Source organism: uncultured Salegentibacter sp. (genome assembly GCF_963972535.1).
Lineage (GTDB): Bacteria > Bacteroidota > Bacteroidia > Flavobacteriales > Flavobacteriaceae > Salegentibacter.
The window spans coordinates 45,698-63,720 of record NZ_CAXAVR010000005.1 but is presented as its reverse complement, the minus strand read 5'-3'; the positions used below and the strand labels follow the sequence as shown (position 1 = coordinate 63,720).

The 18,023-nt window shown below is 38.3% G+C and carries 21 protein-coding genes; 17 read left to right on the top strand and 4 right to left on the bottom strand.

Features of this window, described 5'->3' with window-relative positions; genetic code table 11:
• The 15 genes from AACZ30_RS01575 to moaCB all read left to right on the top strand — a co-directional run.
• The coding region (locus tag AACZ30_RS01575; RefSeq protein ID WP_339647253.1) for an MFS transporter at positions 1-683 on the top strand (683 nt) is incomplete at its 5' end.
• Between the two features lie 17 nt (positions 684-700).
• Complete coding sequence (locus AACZ30_RS01570; protein ID WP_339647250.1) at positions 701-2,296, top strand: nitrate/nitrite transporter; 1,596 nt, start codon at positions 701-703, stop codon at positions 2,294-2,296.
• Positions 2,297-2,663: 367 nt separating this feature from the next.
• Positions 2,664-3,719, top strand: a complete 1,056-nt coding sequence (locus AACZ30_RS01565; protein ID WP_339647248.1) for an MFS transporter — start codon at positions 2,664-2,666, stop codon at positions 3,717-3,719.
• 22 nt (positions 3,720-3,741) lie between these two features.
• Positions 3,742-5,961 carry a molybdopterin oxidoreductase family protein gene (locus tag AACZ30_RS01560; RefSeq protein WP_339647246.1) on the top strand — a complete coding sequence of 740 codons (2,220 nt, stop codon included), beginning with the start codon at positions 3,742-3,744 and terminating at the stop codon, positions 5,959-5,961.
• 173 nt (positions 5,962-6,134) lie between these two features.
• Positions 6,135-6,704, top strand: coding sequence for a 4Fe-4S dicluster domain-containing protein (locus tag AACZ30_RS01555; protein WP_075324698.1), 570 nt, complete (start codon positions 6,135-6,137; stop codon positions 6,702-6,704).
• 11 nt (positions 6,705-6,715) lie between these two features.
• Positions 6,716-7,243, top strand: coding sequence for a Rieske (2Fe-2S) protein (locus AACZ30_RS01550; protein WP_075324697.1), 528 nt, complete (start codon positions 6,716-6,718; stop codon positions 7,241-7,243).
• Positions 7,243-7,527, top strand: a complete 285-nt coding sequence (locus AACZ30_RS01545; protein WP_075324696.1) for a DUF6755 family protein — start codon at positions 7,243-7,245, stop codon at positions 7,525-7,527. The genes AACZ30_RS01550 and AACZ30_RS01545 overlap by 1 nt, the downstream gene beginning before the upstream one ends.
• Entirely contained in the window at positions 7,508-8,488 is a 981-nt protein-coding gene (moaA, locus tag AACZ30_RS01540) for a GTP 3',8-cyclase MoaA (RefSeq protein WP_339647239.1), read from the top strand. The genes AACZ30_RS01545 and moaA overlap by 20 nt, the downstream gene beginning before the upstream one ends.
• Positions 8,485-9,663: a gephyrin-like molybdotransferase Glp gene (glp, locus tag AACZ30_RS01535; RefSeq protein ID WP_339647236.1), complete on the top strand. Its 1,179-nt coding sequence runs from the start codon at positions 8,485-8,487 to the stop codon at positions 9,661-9,663. Before moaA ends, glp begins: the two co-directional genes overlap by 4 nt.
• A 22-nt stretch (positions 9,664-9,685) precedes the next feature.
• Positions 9,686-10,423, top strand: a complete 738-nt coding sequence (locus tag AACZ30_RS01530) for a sulfite exporter TauE/SafE family protein (RefSeq protein ID WP_339647234.1) — start codon at positions 9,686-9,688, stop codon at positions 10,421-10,423.
• Entirely contained in the window at positions 10,408-11,004 is a 597-nt protein-coding gene (locus AACZ30_RS01525) for a molybdenum cofactor guanylyltransferase (RefSeq protein ID WP_339647258.1), read from the top strand. The genes AACZ30_RS01530 and AACZ30_RS01525 overlap by 16 nt, the downstream gene beginning before the upstream one ends.
• A complete protein-coding gene (locus AACZ30_RS01520) occupies positions 10,992-11,228 on the top strand; it encodes a MoaD/ThiS family protein (protein ID WP_339647231.1) in 237 nt (78 codons plus the stop codon). Before AACZ30_RS01525 ends, AACZ30_RS01520 begins: the two co-directional genes overlap by 13 nt.
• Positions 11,225-12,325, top strand: coding sequence for a HesA/MoeB/ThiF family protein (locus AACZ30_RS01515; protein WP_339647228.1), 1,101 nt, complete (start codon positions 11,225-11,227; stop codon positions 12,323-12,325). Before AACZ30_RS01520 ends, AACZ30_RS01515 begins: the two co-directional genes overlap by 4 nt.
• Positions 12,315-12,755, top strand: a complete 441-nt coding sequence (locus AACZ30_RS01510; RefSeq protein WP_339647225.1) for a molybdenum cofactor biosynthesis protein MoaE — start codon at positions 12,315-12,317, stop codon at positions 12,753-12,755. Before AACZ30_RS01515 ends, AACZ30_RS01510 begins: the two co-directional genes overlap by 11 nt.
• A 2-nt stretch (positions 12,756-12,757) precedes the next feature.
• Positions 12,758-13,687 (top strand): bifunctional molybdenum cofactor biosynthesis protein MoaC/MoaB, encoded by a 930-nt coding sequence (gene moaCB / locus AACZ30_RS01505; RefSeq protein WP_339647255.1) that lies wholly within the window; start codon positions 12,758-12,760, stop codon positions 13,685-13,687.
• Positions 13,688-13,713: 26 nt separating this feature from the next.
• Here moaCB and AACZ30_RS01500 read toward each other — a convergent pair whose 3' ends face one another.
• A complete protein-coding gene (locus AACZ30_RS01500; protein ID WP_339647222.1) occupies positions 13,714-14,724 on the bottom strand; it encodes an LLM class flavin-dependent oxidoreductase in 1,011 nt (336 codons plus the stop codon).
• Between the two features lie 300 nt (positions 14,725-15,024).
• Between AACZ30_RS01500 and AACZ30_RS01495 the strand changes: the two genes are divergently transcribed.
• Together AACZ30_RS01495 and AACZ30_RS01490 are read left to right on the top strand one after the other, a co-directional pair.
• Positions 15,025-15,390 carry a hypothetical protein gene (locus tag AACZ30_RS01495; protein WP_075324687.1) on the top strand — a complete coding sequence of 122 codons (366 nt, stop codon included), beginning with the start codon at positions 15,025-15,027 and terminating at the stop codon, positions 15,388-15,390.
• 114 nt (positions 15,391-15,504) lie between these two features.
• Positions 15,505-15,855: a DUF488 family protein gene (locus tag AACZ30_RS01490; protein WP_075324686.1), complete on the top strand. Its 351-nt coding sequence runs from the start codon at positions 15,505-15,507 to the stop codon at positions 15,853-15,855.
• On the opposite strand, the gene AACZ30_RS01485 is transcribed toward AACZ30_RS01490, so the two are convergent.
• From AACZ30_RS01485 to AACZ30_RS01475, 3 genes are read right to left on the bottom strand one after another with little or no spacing between them, the layout of a single operon-like run.
• Complete coding sequence (locus tag AACZ30_RS01485; RefSeq protein WP_339647217.1) at positions 15,852-16,835, bottom strand: YpdA family putative bacillithiol disulfide reductase; 984 nt, start codon at positions 16,833-16,835, stop codon at positions 15,852-15,854. The two genes, AACZ30_RS01490 and AACZ30_RS01485, sit on opposite strands and share 4 nt — an antisense overlap.
• Positions 16,822-17,484: a ribulose-phosphate 3-epimerase gene (gene rpe, locus AACZ30_RS01480; protein WP_075324684.1), complete on the bottom strand. Its 663-nt coding sequence runs from the start codon at positions 17,482-17,484 to the stop codon at positions 16,822-16,824. The genes AACZ30_RS01485 and rpe overlap by 14 nt, the downstream gene beginning before the upstream one ends.
• 45 nt (positions 17,485-17,529) lie before the next feature.
• On the bottom strand, positions 17,530-17,964 hold the full coding sequence (locus AACZ30_RS01475; protein WP_339647212.1) for a BLUF domain-containing protein: 435 nt from the start codon (positions 17,962-17,964) through the stop codon (positions 17,530-17,532).
• Positions 17,965-18,023: the final 59 nt, after the last annotated feature.

Here is an 18,023-nt window from a genome sequence, read left to right as displayed (position 1 = left end):
GGATGTCAGATAAATGGGGTGCCCGTAAAGTGATGTACTGGGTTTTAGGAACTTCACTTGCAATTAGCTTTTTGCTGATCTTTCCCAAAATGGAAATATATTCACCCGGAAACGGAATAATGGCCAAACAGGCCGGAGAGGTTACCGAAGTTTCGGAATCAAAAATTACCGTTGCCGGAATTAAGTATGATGTAATTCCTAAAAATGAGACAGATTTTGAAGAAGCCGAAGGTGCTTTTGTATTTCCGAAGAAAGAAACCTGGCAGGAGCCGGTGGTAGAAGAAGGGCAACAGGTAAAGAAAAAGGAATTACTGGCCAGCGGAGAAACCAAGATATTCTTTGAAGCCAATGTTTGGGTATTTACTTTCCTTGTTATCATTCTTGGTAGTATCTGGGGTGTAGGAAAGGCAGCAGTTTATAAACATATACCTGAATATTTTCCAGATGAAGTAGGGGTAGTAGGAGGAATGGTTGGAGTACTGGGAGGTTTGGGTGGATTTGTGTGCCCTATTATCTTCGGATATTTATTAGACGGCTCGGGGCTATGGACTAGCGCCTGGATGTTTACCCTTGTACTCTCGGTAATTTGTCTTTGGTGGATGCATAGAACTATTCAAAAAATGATGCATAAAGAACAACCAAAACTGATGCGCCAAATTGAAGCTAAAAATGATAAAAAATAGACTAAACCCTGAATACTATGAATGCTAACCTTGATGAGTGGAATGTTGAAGATCCCGATTTTTGGGAGAAAAGAGGTAAAAAAGTAGCCTATAGAAACCTGTGGCTTTCTATTCCGGCATTATTACTCTCGTTCGCCGTGTGGATGATGTGGAGTATTATTACTACCAAAATGAAAGAATTTAATTTTCATTTTGGAATGATTACTCCAGATATGTCTGAAGCAATGGTAAAAGAACAACTGGCCGTAATCAATAATTTATATTACACTTTACCCGCAATTGCTGGTCTCGCCGGTGCAACCCTTAGAATTCCTAATTCTTTTCTTATTGCACTGGGGGGAGGTCGTAACGTGGTGTTCACTACAACAACACTTTTGTTGATACCTGCTTTTGGAGTGGGATATGCACTTTCAGATCAAAGTACACCATACCTAACCTTTGCTATACTTGCCCTTTTATCGGGCTTTGGAGGAGGAAATTTTGCCTCTTCTATGAGTAATATTAGTTATTTCTTCCCGAAAAGAATCCAGGGAACTTCTCTTGGCCTAAATGCGGGAATAGGAAATCTCGGCGTTGGGATTATGCAAAAAATGATTCCCTTTGTTATAGGAATCTTTCTTTTTTCTGCAGTTGGAAGTGGAGGGGAAGTTGTAGAAGACCAACCTCTTGCCGGTCTCCAAAATGCCGGGTGGATATGGATTCCTATTGTGATTGCTGCCGTGGCCGCATACTTTGGAATGAACAATGTTATTACCGGTACTCCTAAACTTCCCACTACTTTTCAGGGAATTGCAAAAACGCTTTTTATGGTGGGCATTGGCCTGGTGGCTGCCGCGGTAGGTTCTTATTTACTGGTAGGGCTTGAGATTAATATGTGGCTTGTGTTACCTGTGGTGGTAATACTTACACTGCTGCTCATGAAATATCTGAGTCCCGGCGATATTAAGCAGAGCCTTAACAAACAGTTTTCTATTCTTAACGATAAGCATAACTGGATAATGACCATAATATACACCATGACCTTTGGCTCTTTTATAGGATTTTCAGCTGCGTTTCCTAAACTTTGTCAGGATATCTTTGTATATACAGATCCTGCCAATCCGCAGTATGTAAATCCAAATGCGCCCGATTTCCTTACCTGGGTTTTTATTGGTCCTATGTTAGGAGCAATTGTAAGACCTGTTGGCGGTTGGTTGTCTGATAAAATTAATAGCGGTTCCAGGGTAACTACCTATAGTACTTTGGTGACGGTTATCGCCACTTTGGCGGTAGCATATTTTGTAATTCAGGCCAGGGACAGTGCAACCCCAGAAGCTTACTGGTGGCCTTTCTTTGCTTCTTTTATGGTATTATTTGTAACCACGGGAATAGGAAACGGCTCTACTTTTAGAAGTATACCTTACATTTTTAGTAAAGAAAAAGCAGGGCCGGTACTTGGTTGGACTTCAGCCATTGCGGCGTATGGTGCTTTTATAATTCCACAGGTATTTGGAGAACAAATTCAAATGGGAACTCCTGAATTTGCTCTTTACGGATTTGGCGTGTATTATGTTATTTGTCTGGCACTTAACTGGTGGTATTATGACAGGGCTGGATCTGGAATTGAATGCTAATCATTTCAAAATTTCCTTAAGATATAAAACCTCTTCGGCCCACAGGTCGGGGAGGTTTTTTCAAATCCTTCAGTTTCAGTTATATCTTTATATGGGCTGGCTCTAAATAAGAAGTTAAAACAAAAACCTGATATATATCATATTTTGCTCTCCCAGTATTCCTCAATTTCGTCTTCCGAAAATCAAATAAATTGCAAAAATTTTATACTTCATTCTTAATAACTGAAAATCAAAATTGTAAAACCTGTAATAATTTAGACTGAGTTTAAATTATTTGGAATTAACGAAATATGCTTGAATAAAGCTTCTCAAAATCTATATATTTATAACACCCTCAATTTTAAGAATTGTTAAAGCCTACATACCTATGTTCAGACTTTTTAAAACCTTAAACCGGCTGGCCTTAATAAAAGCAACTATCGCAGCGGTACTTACCATTGCTTTGGTGCTAATTGGTTCAAGAAATCTTCAAAACTTTGACCCTGCATTAATTGCATATTTAATAGGTACTGTGTTTGCAATTTTTGGAATTGCTTACAGGTATTCAGTTTGGATTCAAAGGCCACCAACAAAACTTTACTGGCGCCGAAGTATGCAGTTTTTGTTTAGCAAATACTTTTTTCCATACTTATGGCGTTCAACAAAATTATTCTTTAGAAATATTCTTTTTCATAGATTCATCGCCTACAGAAGCAGAACAAGATGGTTTGGGCATTTTATGTTGGCAACGGGTTGCTTATTAGCTTTTGCCATCACAGTTCCTTTAACTTTTGGCTGGATCCATTTTGTACTTAAACCCGGTGATGAAACTACCTATTACGCCTTATTATTCGGATTTGAAGCCGGTTCATTTAGTCTTGGCTCTCCGCTTGCATTTATTGCTTTTCACGGCCTGGTTTGGTGTTCGGTTTTGGTTACTATTGGGGCAGTTATGATGATGAAGAGAAGATTTACCGATGGAGGATTAATCGCCACCCAAAGTTTTGAAAATGACTGGTTGCCCTTAATTCTTTTAATCGCTATTTCGGTTACCGGTTTGGGCATTTCTTACGATTATACCTTTTTAGAAGGGAAAACTTATCAGTTTATGGCGGTAACCCATGCGATTACCGTGGTACTATTCCTGGTATGGTTGCCTTTCGGGAAATTCTTTCATATCTACCAGCGTTTGGCGCAATTAGGAGCAAATCTTTATAAAACCGAAGGGAAACGGAGAGGTATGGCCACATGCCCTCATACCGGAAAAGAGTTTGCTACGCAAACTCATATTAACGATCTTAAAAATGTATCTAAAGAGCTTGGTTTTAATTATGACAAGGAAGGTGGAAAAAATCATATGGATCTTAGTCCGGAAGGTAAACGTTCAGCTTTAGCTACAGCGCATTTAAAAGCGAGAAAGGAAGGCGGAAAATTATTCGGTTAAAAAACAGAAAAAGAAAAAGAAAATGGCAAAACTTCCCGTTTCAGTAGATAAAATTATAGAAAAGCACGGCCCGCATAAGGCCTACGCTCCCCAAACAGGCTTCCAGGGGAATAAGGAACCAGATAAGTTAGTAAAAACTCATTGCTGCTATTGCGGTATGCAATGTGGAATAAAATTAAAAGTAAAAGACAATAAAATTGCCGGTTTTGAGCCCTGGGAAGAATTTCCTTTTAATGAGGGGCGCTTATGCCCAAAAGGGGTTATGCGTTATATGCAGAACAACCATCCAGACAGGCTTATGGATCCTGTAGAACGGGTGGAAGGAAAAGGTTTTAAACCTGTAGACTGGGAGCATGCCATGGGCAGAACCGTTAATGAAATAAAAAGAATACAGGAGAAATACGGCAAAGATGCTTTTGCGATGCTCTCCGGGGTATCGCTTACCAATGAAAAAAGTTATATGATTGGCAAGTTTGCCAGGGTAGCTTTAAAAACAGCCAATCTTGATTATAATGGCCGCCTTTGTATGGTAAGCGCCGGGGGCGGAAACAAGAAAGCTTTTGGACTTGACAGGACTTCCAATAGTTGGGCAGATCTTAAACATGCCGAAGTAATTCTTATTGCCGGGGCAAACGTAAGTGAAACTTTCCCAACCTTAACGCATTATATATGGCAGGCCAGGGATAATGGCGCCAAACTTATTGTGGTAGATCCAAGAATGATTCCGCTTGCAAGAACTGCAGACCTTCATTTACCGGTAAGGCCGGGAGGTGATTCAGCACTTTTTGGAGCTATTTTAAAAATTATGGTAGATAACGACTGGTTAGACCATGACTTTATTGATAACCATACCACCGGTTTCCAGGATACGATTGATGCTGTAAAAGATTATGACCTGGACTGGGCTGAAGAGCACACGGGAATTTCTAAAGATTTAATCTACCAGGCCGCTGAAATGTGGGGAAAAGCAAATACCAGCTTCCTTTTACACGCCCGTGGTATTGAGCACCATACCAAGGGAGTAGAGAATGTTTTAAGCTGTATCAATATAGTATTGGCTTCTGGAAGAATTGGTAGACCATACTGCGGTTACGGTACTATCACCGGCCAGGGTAACGGCCAGGGAGGTAGAGAACACGGGCATAAATGTGATCAATTGCCTGGTAATAGGGACATTACAAATCCCGAACACCGTAAATATATTTCAGAAGTTTGGGGTATAGATGAAAAAGATATGCCGGGTAAAGGTTTATCTGCTTACGAACAAATTGAAGCAATTCATCGCGGAGAAATTAAAGGAATGATCTCTATATGTTTTAATCCTTTAGTTTCACTTCCAAATAATAATTTTGTACGGGAAGCCCTGGAAAAACTCGAATTCTATGTTTGTATAGATACCTTTTTGAGTGAAACGGCTCGTCATGCCGATATTGTGATGGCGGGATCCCTGCACGAAGAAGAAGAAGGAACAGTAACTACTGCTGAAGGGCGGGTTGTAAAGATTAATGAAGCTATTACTCCGCCTAAAAACACAAGAAGGGACGGGGAAATTATTATGGAATTAGCAGCCCGGCTGGGAGAAAAGGATAAATTCGATTTTGCTACCAGTGAGGATATTTTCAACGAATTAAGAGTGGCTTCAAAAGGGGGTACAGCCGATTATTACGGAATAACTTATCAAAAAGTGGTGGACAATATGGGAATATTCTGGCCTTGTAAAACTTTAGATGACCCGGGAACTCCCAGGTTGTGGGAAGATAAAAAGTTTGCAACCGCAGATCAAAAAGCTCATTTTAATCCTGTAAGTTATCGTCCTGCTTCAGAAATGCCTAATAAGGAATTTCCGGTAGTATTAACTACGGGTAGGGTAGTTTCCCAATATTTAAGCGGTTCTTCTACAAGAAGAATTGGGAAATTAATAGATCAATACCCTGAACCATTGCTGGAAATACATCCAAAACTTGCTTTTCAGTATGGAATAGAAAATCACGATCTAATTAAAGTGAAAACCAGAAGAGGTGAAGCAGAATTCCCGGCACACGTAGTAGAAACTATTAGGGAAGATACGGTTTTTATACCTTATCACTGGGGAGGAAAACATTCAGCCAACCAATTAACCATAGATAATTTAGATCCTGTTTCTAAGATTCCTGAATTTAAGGTTTGCGCCTGTCAGCTGGAGAAAACCGGTCAAAAAGGATCACAACATCTTACTGATACTGCATACCAAAGTTCATTGTAGGAGAAATATGAGATAAGAATCAATAGAAAAGAGGAGAGAGTGGAAATTTGAAAATACAGAAGCAGCCGTCCCGGATAGCATTTTATAATATTCGTGGCTAAAAATTTTAATTCAAATTAGAAAACATAAAACAGAGAAAGAAATTAAAAACCTAACCTTTAAAACAAACAATTATGCCGGAAACAAATTATGATCAGGAAATGGCCTTTTTCGTAGACATGCAACGTTGTATTGGTTGTCATGCCTGTGAAATGGCTTGTGCTGAATGTGAAACGAATGGCCAGGAAAGTATGATTCACGTGAATTATGTAGATAGGGAAAAAAGCCCGCAAACTACCGTACAGGTTTGTATGCATTGTGAAGATCCTACCTGTGCAAATGTTTGTCCGGCAGATGCCATACATCAGGATGAGTTTGGAGTTGTACACTCTGCAAACACTTCAAGATGTATAGGTTGTTCAAACTGCGTTCTTGCCTGCCCGTTTGGAGTTCCAAAGAAAATGGAAGAAGCTGAACTTATGATGAAATGTAATATGTGTTACGACAGGACCAGTGCGGGTAAAAAGCCAATGTGTGCTACCGTATGCCCAAGTCAGGCGCTTTTCTTTGGTACTAAAGAAGAAATAGAAAGAATGAGGCCAGACAGCGAGCCTGTAAATTCTTTCCTTTTTGGACAGCAGGAAGTAAATACAAAAGTAAATGTGATGATGCCTAAAGGTACACATCAGTTAATTATCCCATAACTTAAAATACTATGGCAAAGGAAGATTCAAATTCTGAACGGGAACCAAGTTGGAAAAGTGATTTCCCTATAGAAACCAGGCGTGGCACGCACGTAAGTAGAAGGGAATTTGCAAAATTTCTCGGTTTATTATCAGGCGCTTTTGCCTTAAGCAATGGTTTTATTGTAATTAAGGCAATGGCTTTTCCGGCAGAAAAGCTGGAAGGGGAACATTTTGTAGTTAATGAAGATGAAGTTGGAGTAGGCGAAATGTTTCAGTTTGAAATTCATGGAGCCAAAAAAATTCCTTATATTCTCATTCATTTAAAAGAAAACGAATGGCGTGCTTTTGAACAAAAATGTACCCACCTTACCTGTGCGGTAAGATATCGTAAAGACGAGAATAAAATAGAATGTCCTTGCCATAACGGTTGGTTTAGTGCAGATACCGGTGAGGTATTGCAAGGGCCACCGCCAAGACCATTACCTCAATTAGAAGTGGTGGTAAAAGAAGGGAAAGTATACGTAAAAGAAGAAAATGAGGATCAAAATATATTGTAATGAGTGATTTTAGAACATCGCAAAACGAAGCACATCCCAATAAGACTAATACCATAATGACCGGTATTATTCTATTGCAAATCCTGTTTGTAAGTATACAAATATGGTTTTTATTTGGTGCGCTTAATAATGCATTAGAAGGTAATTTGTTCTTTGCAATTACTACGTTTGTAGGATCGCTATTAATGGCCTTAGCTTCTTTTTGGGTACTGCGGTATTTACCCGAACCCTTAAAAAAGAAACCAAACAATAAACCCCGAGTGGATGTTAGTAGACAACCATAAAAGAATACATGATTATTTAAGAATTTCGCTTACAGATAGCTGCAACTTTCGTTGCCAGTATTGTATGCCCGATGAGAACATACAATGCCTTCCTAATAAACATCTCATGCAGGTTGATGAGATTGAAAAAATTGCAACCAAATTTGTAAACCTGGGAGTTAATAAAATAAGGCTTACAGGAGGAGAACCTCTTGTGCGAAAAGAATTCAGGGAAATTTTATCCCGGCTCTCAAAACTTCCGGTAGAAATAAGCCTTACCACTAACGCTGTACTTGTACATAAGTTTATAGACGACTTTAAAGCTGCCGGAATACGCGCGGTAAATGTTAGCCTTGACACTTTAAATGCCGAAACTTTTAAAAGGATCACTAAAAGAGATCAGTTTGATTTGGTATGGCGAAATATTCAATTATTGCTGAAAGAAGGTTTTAGGGTTAAGATTAATGCAGTAGCAATTGAAGGTGTAATCGAAAAAGAAATCCTGGATTTTGTAGAAATAACCAGGGATTTGCCTTTACATGTACGCATGATAGAATTTATGCCTTTTGAAGGAAATCACTGGAATAGTAAAAAAGTGATTACAGCAACTCAAATGCTACAATGGGCAGAAGCCGAATATGATATGGTGAAGTTAAAGGATAAACCGCATGCCACTGCCAAAAAATATAAAGCTATTGGTCACGAAGGTACTTTTGCTTTTATCACTACTATGACCGAGCATTTTTGCGGCGATTGTAACCGTATGCGAATTACAGCCGACGGAAAAATGAAAAATTGCCTCTTTGGTAAAGACGAAATGGATCTCTTGGGCACCCTACGAAAAGGTGAGGATATTGAGCCACTCATTAGATTATCGGTTTTAAAGAAACATGCAGTGATGGGAGGCCAGTTTAATAAATCGTATAAAGACACCGAGACCACTCAACTGGAGAATCGAAGTATGATTAGAATTGGCGGATGATATCAGTAGAACTGGCTAAAAAAATCCTCGCTGAAAATTCAGAAAGAGGGCATATTATTGAAAAAAGCCTTGGTGAATGCCTGGGTTTAATACTTGCTGAAGATATTTATTCCCCAATTGATGTTCCTTCCTTCGATAATTCAGCAATGGATGGCTATGCGATGAATTTTGATGACACTAACCGAAGCTGGGAAGTTTCACATATAATTCAGGCAGGTGATACTTCTGAAATAAATATCGCTCCGGGCAAAGCCGCTCGTATTTTTACGGGAGCAAAAATTCCTAAAGGTACCAATACCGTAATTCCGCAGGAATTGATAGCGATAATTGCAGAAGGGCAAATCTCTTATGATGGAGATAAAATTTCTACCGGTAGCAATGTGCGGTTAAAAGGTTCTCAATCTAAGAAGAACTCTTTAATCCTTGAAAAAGGCCAGGTTTTAGGAGCCGGCCAAATAGGCTTACTCGCCTCGGTTGGAGTTGCACAGGTAATGGTTTATTCTCCTCCTAAAGTTGGTTTTATAGTCACGGGAAATGAACTAAAAGAGCCCGGGACACCTTTAAAAGAAGGAGAGATATATAATTCTAACGGTCCTATGCTGGAAGCACTTTTAAAAGAAAATGCTGTAAAGCAAATTCAGAGCTACAAAGCCGCGGATGACAAAGAAAGCCTTCAAAAAATTATTGACCAGGCCCTAACTGAAAATGATATTCTCCTGTTAAGTGGAGGGATTTCAGTTGGAGATTATGATTTTGTAAAAGAGTGCTTAATTGCCGCTAAGGTTAAAGAACTTTTTTATAAGATAAAACAGCGACCGGGAAAACCAATGTTCGCGGGGAAAATAGAGCAAAAATTAATTTTTGCCCTTCCGGGAAATCCGGCTTCGGTTCACAGTTGTTTTATTCAATATGTGAGACCGTCCATAAAACATTGGTTAGGAAATACCGAAGTTTGGGAAGCAGATCACAACCTGGAAGTTACAGAGGATATCCCGAAAAAAGCCGGATTTACTCACTTTATGAAGGGCAAAAAAAACGGCAATCAAGTAGAACTTTTAAAGGGTCAGCAATCTTTTAACTTACAGGCTTTTTCCACAGCAGAATGTCTATTGGAATTACCCGCAGAAAAGTCGGTAGTAGCCGCAGGAACAAAAGTAAAAGTTTACGATCTTTAAGATTATTTATAAGTTTTGATAGATGCAAAGCGAATTTCTACCATATTTGTTTGTGCTGTTACCGGTAGCAGCTTTTTTTTATTCTTCGGTAGGACACGGTGGGGCCAGCAGTTATCTTATGATTCTCGCTCTTACCGGTTTTGCACCTGAAGAAATTAGGCCAACCGCCCTTCTGCTCAACATGGCAGTTTCCTTTATTGCTTTTATGAACCATCGCAGATCCTGTGAATTTCCTAACAACCTGTTTTTGCAGCTTGTAGTTTTTTCAGTCCCTGCCGCTTTCATAGGCGGATTGGTAGTGGTGGAATCTTCAATTTATAAGAATATTCTAGGTGTACTTTTGTTGTTCCCGGTATTGAATTTCCTGGGCGTTTTTCCGAAGAATGATAAATCAATTCTTAGAGATAAAATATGGATGCCTCCATTTATCGGGATCCTTATAGGTTTCTTTTCCGGTCTTATAGGAATTGGCGGGGGAATTCTCCTTTCGCCACTATTGCTTATGTTGGGATGGACTAATATACGGCAGACGGCAGCATTAAGTGCCTTATTCATTTTTGTGAATTCGGTGGCCGGTTACCTGGGAACCACAGGTTTTAACCTATTAGATAACAAATCGCTTTGGATCCTTATTCCGCCAGCGGTGCTTGGGGGAATTTTGGGTAGTTATTTCGGCGCTTTAAGATTCAATGTGAAACTGGTAAAACACCTTTTGACATTTGTTCTGGCCGGTGCAGCACTTAAATTAATCTTTTTCTGAAAAAATATTCAAACATAGAAGCATTCGTACTCGCCGGTGGCAAAAGCAGCCGAATGGGCCGGGATAAAGGCCTGGTTTCTCTAAATAAAGAACCAATGATAGCCCACGTGCTACGGGAATTGGAAACTTTGAAAATCCCCACAAAAATAATCGCTAACAATTCGGCTTATAAAAAGTTTAAATTACCGGTTTATAATGATGTTATTGCCAATAAAGGACCAATGGGTGGTTTACTAACAGCGATGGAAAATACCCGGGCAGAAATGGTGTTACTCATTGCCTGTGATATGCCTTTTATTACCTCAAATGCAATTGAGCGATTATTAAATAATGCTGATAAAGAGCAAATAATTGCTTCAATATCTAATCAAAAAATAAATCCGTTGTTTAGTGTATATCCCGTAATTTTAAAGGAAATAATTAAGAAAAGTATTGGAGCAGGTGAACTAAAAATGACCGATTTCATTCTGAAAAATCAACACGTTTTGTTACCTTTCGAGGACGAGAAATCGGGTAAGATATTTAATAATATCAATACTGAGACAGAACGAAAAGAAGCAGAAAAGAAATGGAAGGATTAATGGTGAAAGCTTTTGGAATGATTGCTGAAAAGTTGCCTGAGCAGGAATTTAAATTTCCAAAGAAAAAGGATACCGAAGAATTATTGAACAGCCTTTATAATGAATATCCAGACTTGAAAGAATTGGATTTTTCCCTGGCAGTAAATCAGCAGCTTATTCAGCAAAATACTTCGCTTGAAGGGAATGAGGAAATTGCCCTTTTACCACCATTTTCAGGAGGATGAATAGATTTTCGCGTCAAACCATATTACCCGATGTTGGTGAAGAAGGCCAGAAGAAACTCTCCCGTGCCCGCGTTCTTGTAATTGGTGCTGGTGGCTTAGGGTGTCCTGTTTTATTACATCTGGCGGCAGCTGGAGTGGGAACTATTGGTATCGTAGATGGTGATGTAATAAGTGAATCTAATCTTAATAGACAAACGCTTTTTGGACATCAGCATACCGGCAAACCTAAAGCTTCTACTGCAGCTGAAATTCTAAAACAAAAATATCCCGATTTAAATTTTGAAGTTTTTTCAGACTTTTTAAACACCAATAATGCCCTGGAAATTATTTCTTCATTTGACGTTATAGTAGACGGGACTGATAATTTTGGAACCCGCTATCTTGTAAACGATGCCTGCGTTTTATTAAATAAACCCCTGGTAATGGGTGCTATATATAAATATGAGGGACAATTAATGATTTTTAATTTTGGGAATGTGGCTTTAAATTACCGGGATATTTATCCCGATCCGCCGGGTGAAAATCAAATTCCCAATTGTGCTGAAACCGGGGTTTTAGGAGTTCTTCCGGGAATTATTGGAACCTTACAGGCATCAGAAGTAATAAAAATTTTATCGGGAGTGGGAAAAGTACTTTCAGAAAAAATACTTTTTTTTAATCTTAAAAATACCTCATTTTACGAGGTGGCCATACAGCCTAATCCCAGAGGCAGAGAAAATTTGCCGAAATCTCAAAAGGATTTTAGGAACAGAAACTACAATATCAACTGCGGAATCGCAGAGGGTATAAACTGGGAAAAAGCCCTCGACTGGACGCGTAATATGAATAATAGTATACTTTTGGATATCAGGGAACCCGGGGAAAAACCATTTTTTGAGAAAGAATATTTAAGTAAAAAACCGATGGGGAAAATAAGGAATAATCCTGAATCACTATCAGCTTATGAAAATATTCTTTTGTTTTGTGCATCGGGGCAACGCAGCTCCCAACTTGCAAAAGAATTAAAACAGCAATTTCCCGAAAAGAAAATATTTTCAGTAGAAGGAGGTATTTTAGACCCCGCTTCACCTTTAAATTCTAAAGAATATGACACGTAAACCTAAAAATATATTTGTAGACGGACCTATCTCTTCAGAAAAGATAGCTAACTCTATTCAAAATCACAGTAGTAAAACTAATATTGGCGCACATTCTATTTTTTTGGGTCAGGTACGGGCCGATGAAAAAGATGGCAGTGTAGTGAGAGCTATTGAGTATACTGCTTATGAAAAAATGGCGCTTCAAAAAGCATTTGAAATAAGAGAAGCTATTTTTGAAAAATATAATTTAACCTGTATGCATATTTATCACAGCCTGGGCGAAGTGAAAACGGGCGAAATCTGCCTCTTTGTATTCACCTCTTCTAAACATAGAAAAATGGCGATAGATGCTTGCGAAGAATTGGTAGAACGAATTAAAAATGAGTTACCGGTTTGGGGAAAAGAGTTGCTGGAAAACAGCGATGAAAACTGGAAAGTGAATACTTAAATATTGGAAAGAAAAATATGGTAAATATTACTCATAAAAGCAACACCTTACGTAAAGCAATAGCACAAGCGGTAGTTAAGGTAAGTAGCGCTGATACGATTAAAGCCGTAGAAGAAAAAACTGTCCCAAAAGGTGATGTGTTTGAAATGGCAAAAACAGCCGGTCTTTTTGCTGCAAAACGCACCAGCGATATGATTCCCGATTGCCATCCCTTACCGGTTGAGTATACAAATATTACCTATAATATTGAAAATCTTGAGATTTATATTAATGTTGAGGTGCATACCATTTATAAAACCGGTGTTGAAGTAGAGGCTATGCATGCCGCTTCTGTGGTAGCTCTTACGATGTACGATATGCTAAAACCTATAGATAAAGGAATAAGCATAGAAAAAATTAAGTTGCGGGAGAAAAAAGGGGGGAAAACAGATTACCGGAAGGTAGTAGAGGAAAATCAAATTTCCGCTACGGTTATTGTGTGTTCCGATTCTATTTCGGGGGGAGAGAAGCAGGATAAGGCCGGCAAGGTAATTATGGAAAAGTTGGAAGCTTACCAGGTAGCTGTAGAAGATTACCAGATTATTCCAGATGAAAAGGAAACAATTCAAAACCTTGTAAGAGAAAAATGCGATAGAAAAGTGAGCCTGGTGATATTAACCGGCGGCACCGGCCTGTCTCCGCGCGATGTCACCCCGGAAGCTATTCAGCCTATGTTGGAGCGTCCTATTCCAGGTATAGAAGAAGCAATAAGAGCCTACGGGCAGGATAGAACACCTTATTCCATGTTATCACGCTCGGTGTCGGGATTAATTGGAAACACCCTTGTGCTTGCCCTTCCGGGGTCCACCAAGGGTGCTGAAGAATCTATGGATGCAGTTTTCCCGGCAATTATGCATATTTTTAGGGTGATGGCTGCTTTTAAACACGATTAGGATTAAATATAAAATCTTATCTCAGTTTAAATATTTCCTTTCATTATTTCCGAAAATATTTCGAAAGATCTTAGCCGGTCTGCATGATCATAAATATGCGAAACTGCCATAATTTCGTTAACACCGGTTTCTTTTAAAAATGCTTCGGTTTTGGTTTTAATCGTTTTGGCATCATCTATAAAGGCATATTGGAGCATACGCTGAAAGCCCGGATGTGCAAGGATTTCCCTGTGCTCATTCGTAAATTCTACCGGAGGTTGCATATAATCAATATTTCCACTCATTACGCCCAGCATCATTTTTATTAGAGAAGTAGAGATTTTTTCCGCTTTAGCGGTAGTATCAGCAGCAATTATATTCACCCCGGCAATGGTATAAGGTTTTTCCAAAAATTTGGAGGGCTTAAAATTATTGTGATATATACTAAGTGCCTGGTGTAATTGTGCGGGTGCAAAATGACTGGCGAAAACATAGGGTAAACCTTGCTCGGCGGCCAGGTGGGCACTATCTGTACTGGAACCTAAAATGTAAATTGGTACTTCCACACCTTCAGCTACTGCGGCTCTAACTTGTTCCTTTGCATTTTCTAGCGAAAAATATTTCTGAATTTGTTTTACTTCTTCCGGAAATTTAAAAACCGACTTCATGCGGTCAGACCTAATGGCTTGTGCGGTAACCTGATCGGTGCCCGGAGCTCTTCCCAGTCCCAGGTCTATTCGGTTGGGATAAAGTGTGCCCAGAGTTCCAAATTGCTCGGCCACGATTAACGGCGAATGGTTTGGAAGCATAATTCCGCCAGAACCAACTTTAATTGTTTTTGTTCCGCCAGCAATATGCCCTATTAGCACCGATGTTGCTGAACTGGCAATACTCACCATATTATGATGCTCTGCCAACCAAAACCTGGTGTAGCCCATTTTTTCGGCATTTTTGGCTAAATCAAGACTTTGATCAAAAGTTTCTTTTACGCTGGAATCTTTAGCTACCGTAGCTAATTCAAGAATAGAATAGGGGATATCGCTTATATTTAAAGACATATTGGTTTTTCTTTTTGTGCTTAAAGGTAGCCGAAATGTCGTAAGATTCCTTACAGAATCCACGGGAACAATTGGTATTTAATTGCAAAAAAAATTATAATATTAATAGAAAGTTAAGGTGAAAATGAGGAAATTTTGCAAAACCTTTATAGCGAAAAGGTTTTCGTGTCAACTTTTATGATACTAAACCCTGATAATTTAGATATATTAACAAAATAGAGTTAAACTACCTATAAAAAATTTTCCTACAGGAACATTCCGCATAATTTAGCCATATAAAACTTACAAAAACTAACACCTATGGCATCTTATTTAAATACCAACGAAATTAGAGTTTCACTGCAGCAATTAGTGAAACAATATGTAGAGGAATGCGAAACCTGTCAGGAATTACCAGATGAGTTTATAAGCTTAATTAAACACAATTTCCTGGCTAAATATGTTTATTACAATAAACAGAAAAAACAAATTGAAATTGGGATAGACGAATCTGAATCTCCCGACACTTATCCTGAAATTAAGGTTTATAAAATTCCGGTAAATAAAGCAGGTAAATGGTTAGATAAATCCTTTAGAAATCAGCAAAGCGATTTAGAATTCTACGGAAAACTATTAAACCGAAATGAAATTTTTAACTCATCTGAGGTTGTATTGATGAGTAGGTAAAACGCTTTTATCAAATATAGAATAACCGCCTAAATAGTCTTATTTTCTTCAACCTGAATTAATTTCAGAATGACGGATTAAAAACTATTTAGGCGATTTTTTATTTTTACTGTTATGAATATAGAAATTTCAAGAATTTACGAGAATAAAGAAGCTTCAGATAATATTAGGATTTTGGTAGATAGGCTATGGCCACGCGGAATTTCTAAAGAAGAAGCACATTTGGATTACTGGTATAAACAATGGGCTCCCGGTGATGATTTACGAAAGAAATTTCACGAAAATAAAATTTCCTGGGATGAATTCAGCAAAAACTATAAAAGCGAATTAAAGGAAAATAAGAGTCAGATTTTAAGTGATTTAGAAGAAGTAGACCAAAGAAAAACGCTGGTCCTTTTGTACGGCTCTAAAGATAAATCACAAAATCACGCAATTTTGCTAAAAGAGTTTTTAGAAGATCTTTAGGCTTCAGCTTTTTGTGCCAAATCTTCCATAATCATTTTGGCGTGCACCCTTGAGTTTTCTATAAACCATTTGTGGGTTTCTACACCTCCGCAAATTACCCCGGCTAGATAAATTCCCTTCACGTTGGTCTCCATAGTTTCGTTGTCATACTGCGGAATTTTCCTTCCGTCATTAGACAATTTAATCCCCATTTTTTTTAGAAATTCAAAGTTTGGGCGATATCCTGTAAGCATCAACACAAAATCGTTTTCCAGGGTTTGTTCACCGTCGGGAGTTTCAATAACCACTTCGGTTTCTCGTATTTCTTTTAAATTAGCATTAAAAAGTGCTTTAATGCTTCCTTCTTTAATTCGGTTATCAATATCGGGGCGCACCCAGTATTTCACCCTTCTGCCAATTTCTTCCTTTCTAACAATCATGGTAACTTCCCCGCCTTTTCTATAAATTTCTAAAGCAGCATCTACAGCAGAATTACTGGCACCCACTACAATAGTTTTCTGCGTTGCATAATAATGAGGATCACCATAATAATGAGCCACTTTTGGTAGGTCTTCCCCGGGGATATTTAGGTAATTCGGGATATCATAAAACCCTGTGGCCACCACTACATTTTTAGCGGTGTAGTTATTTTTGGTGGTAGTAATATTATGAAAATTGTTTTTAGATTCTACTCCGGTAACTTTCTCAAATAAATTGATATTAATTTTATTTGAAGTTGCTATCCTTCTATAATATTCCAAAGCTTCAGCTTTTCTGGGCTTGGGATTATTACTAATAAACGGAATACCATTTAACTCCAGTTTTTCTGAAGTGGAAAAGAATGTCATATTAGTAGGGTAGTGATACAAAGAATTGACCAGGCAGCCTTTCTCCAGGATGAGGTAAGAAAGATTTTTCTTTTCGGCTTCCAGGGCGCAGGCAATACCAATAGGGCCACCGCCAATAATTATAACATCGTAAGTATTCTTAGGAGTTTGCAAGTTGTCTTAAGTCTTTTATGGTTTCCAGTTGGTCTTCAGCTTTAAAAACATAGCTCCCGGCAACCAAAACATCGGCACCGGCTTTTATGAGTTGAGAAGCATTTTCATTAGTTACCCCACCATCAATTTCAATTAAAGTAGAAGCATTATGGGTTACAATAAGCTCCTTTAAACGCTGAATTTTATGGTAGGTGTTCTCAATAAAGCTTTGCCCGCCAAAACCTGGGTTTACACTCATTATACATACTATGTCGATATCCTGAATCACATCTTTCAATAAATCTACGCTTGTATGCGGATTTATAGCTACTCCCGCTTGCATACCTTCAGCTTTTATTGCTTGTAGCGTTCGGTGTAAATGCGTGCAGGCTTCATAATGCACTGTAAGGTTATCGGCTCCCAGTTTCGCAAATTCCTTGATGTACCTGTCGGGATCTATAATCATAAGGTGAACATCAATAGTTTTTTCGGCATGTTTGGTAATAGCCTGTAGTACGGGCATTCCGTAAGAAATATTCGGTACAAAAACGCCATCCATAATATCAATATGAAACCAATCGGCTTCACTTTTATTCACCATTTCAATATCTCGCTGAAGGTTACCAAAATCGGCAGCAAGAATAGATGGGGCAATAAGTTTTGTTGTCATAAGTGTTGTGCTGTAAGTGTGCACACAAAAATAACAAGATTATACTTATTTGATGCCTTCTGTAAATTTATTTAGGATGTACTTTACCGAACTTTGAATAGAAGGATTCAACAAACTAATTTGTGCAAGATAAGTTTCAAAATTTTCGTCGTTGTACCGGTCATCTAAAGAAATAAAATCTGCTTCGTAACCATCAAACTGAATATTTGGAATTTCCTTCTGAAAAATTGTTATAACATTATGGTGGCGTTCGTCAGCTTTTATTCTATCAAACAAATCTTTTAAAAGTTGTTCTTCCCCTTCAAGTACCTGGAAAAAATTTCCCTGTGAATATAAAAGAATGCCAGTGATGTTATGATTGTTATTCCAGTCTTTACTAAAATCTAAAGCTTCCTGAATTTCAGTTTCTGAAAGTGCCGGGTTAGCGGTACTCACATAACTTATTGCGTAGCGCATATTATTAAGAGTTGTTGAACTCAAAAATAACTGAAATTAAGAAATGTTGAAATTCTATACCGTGAAAATTTATTTAAAAAATT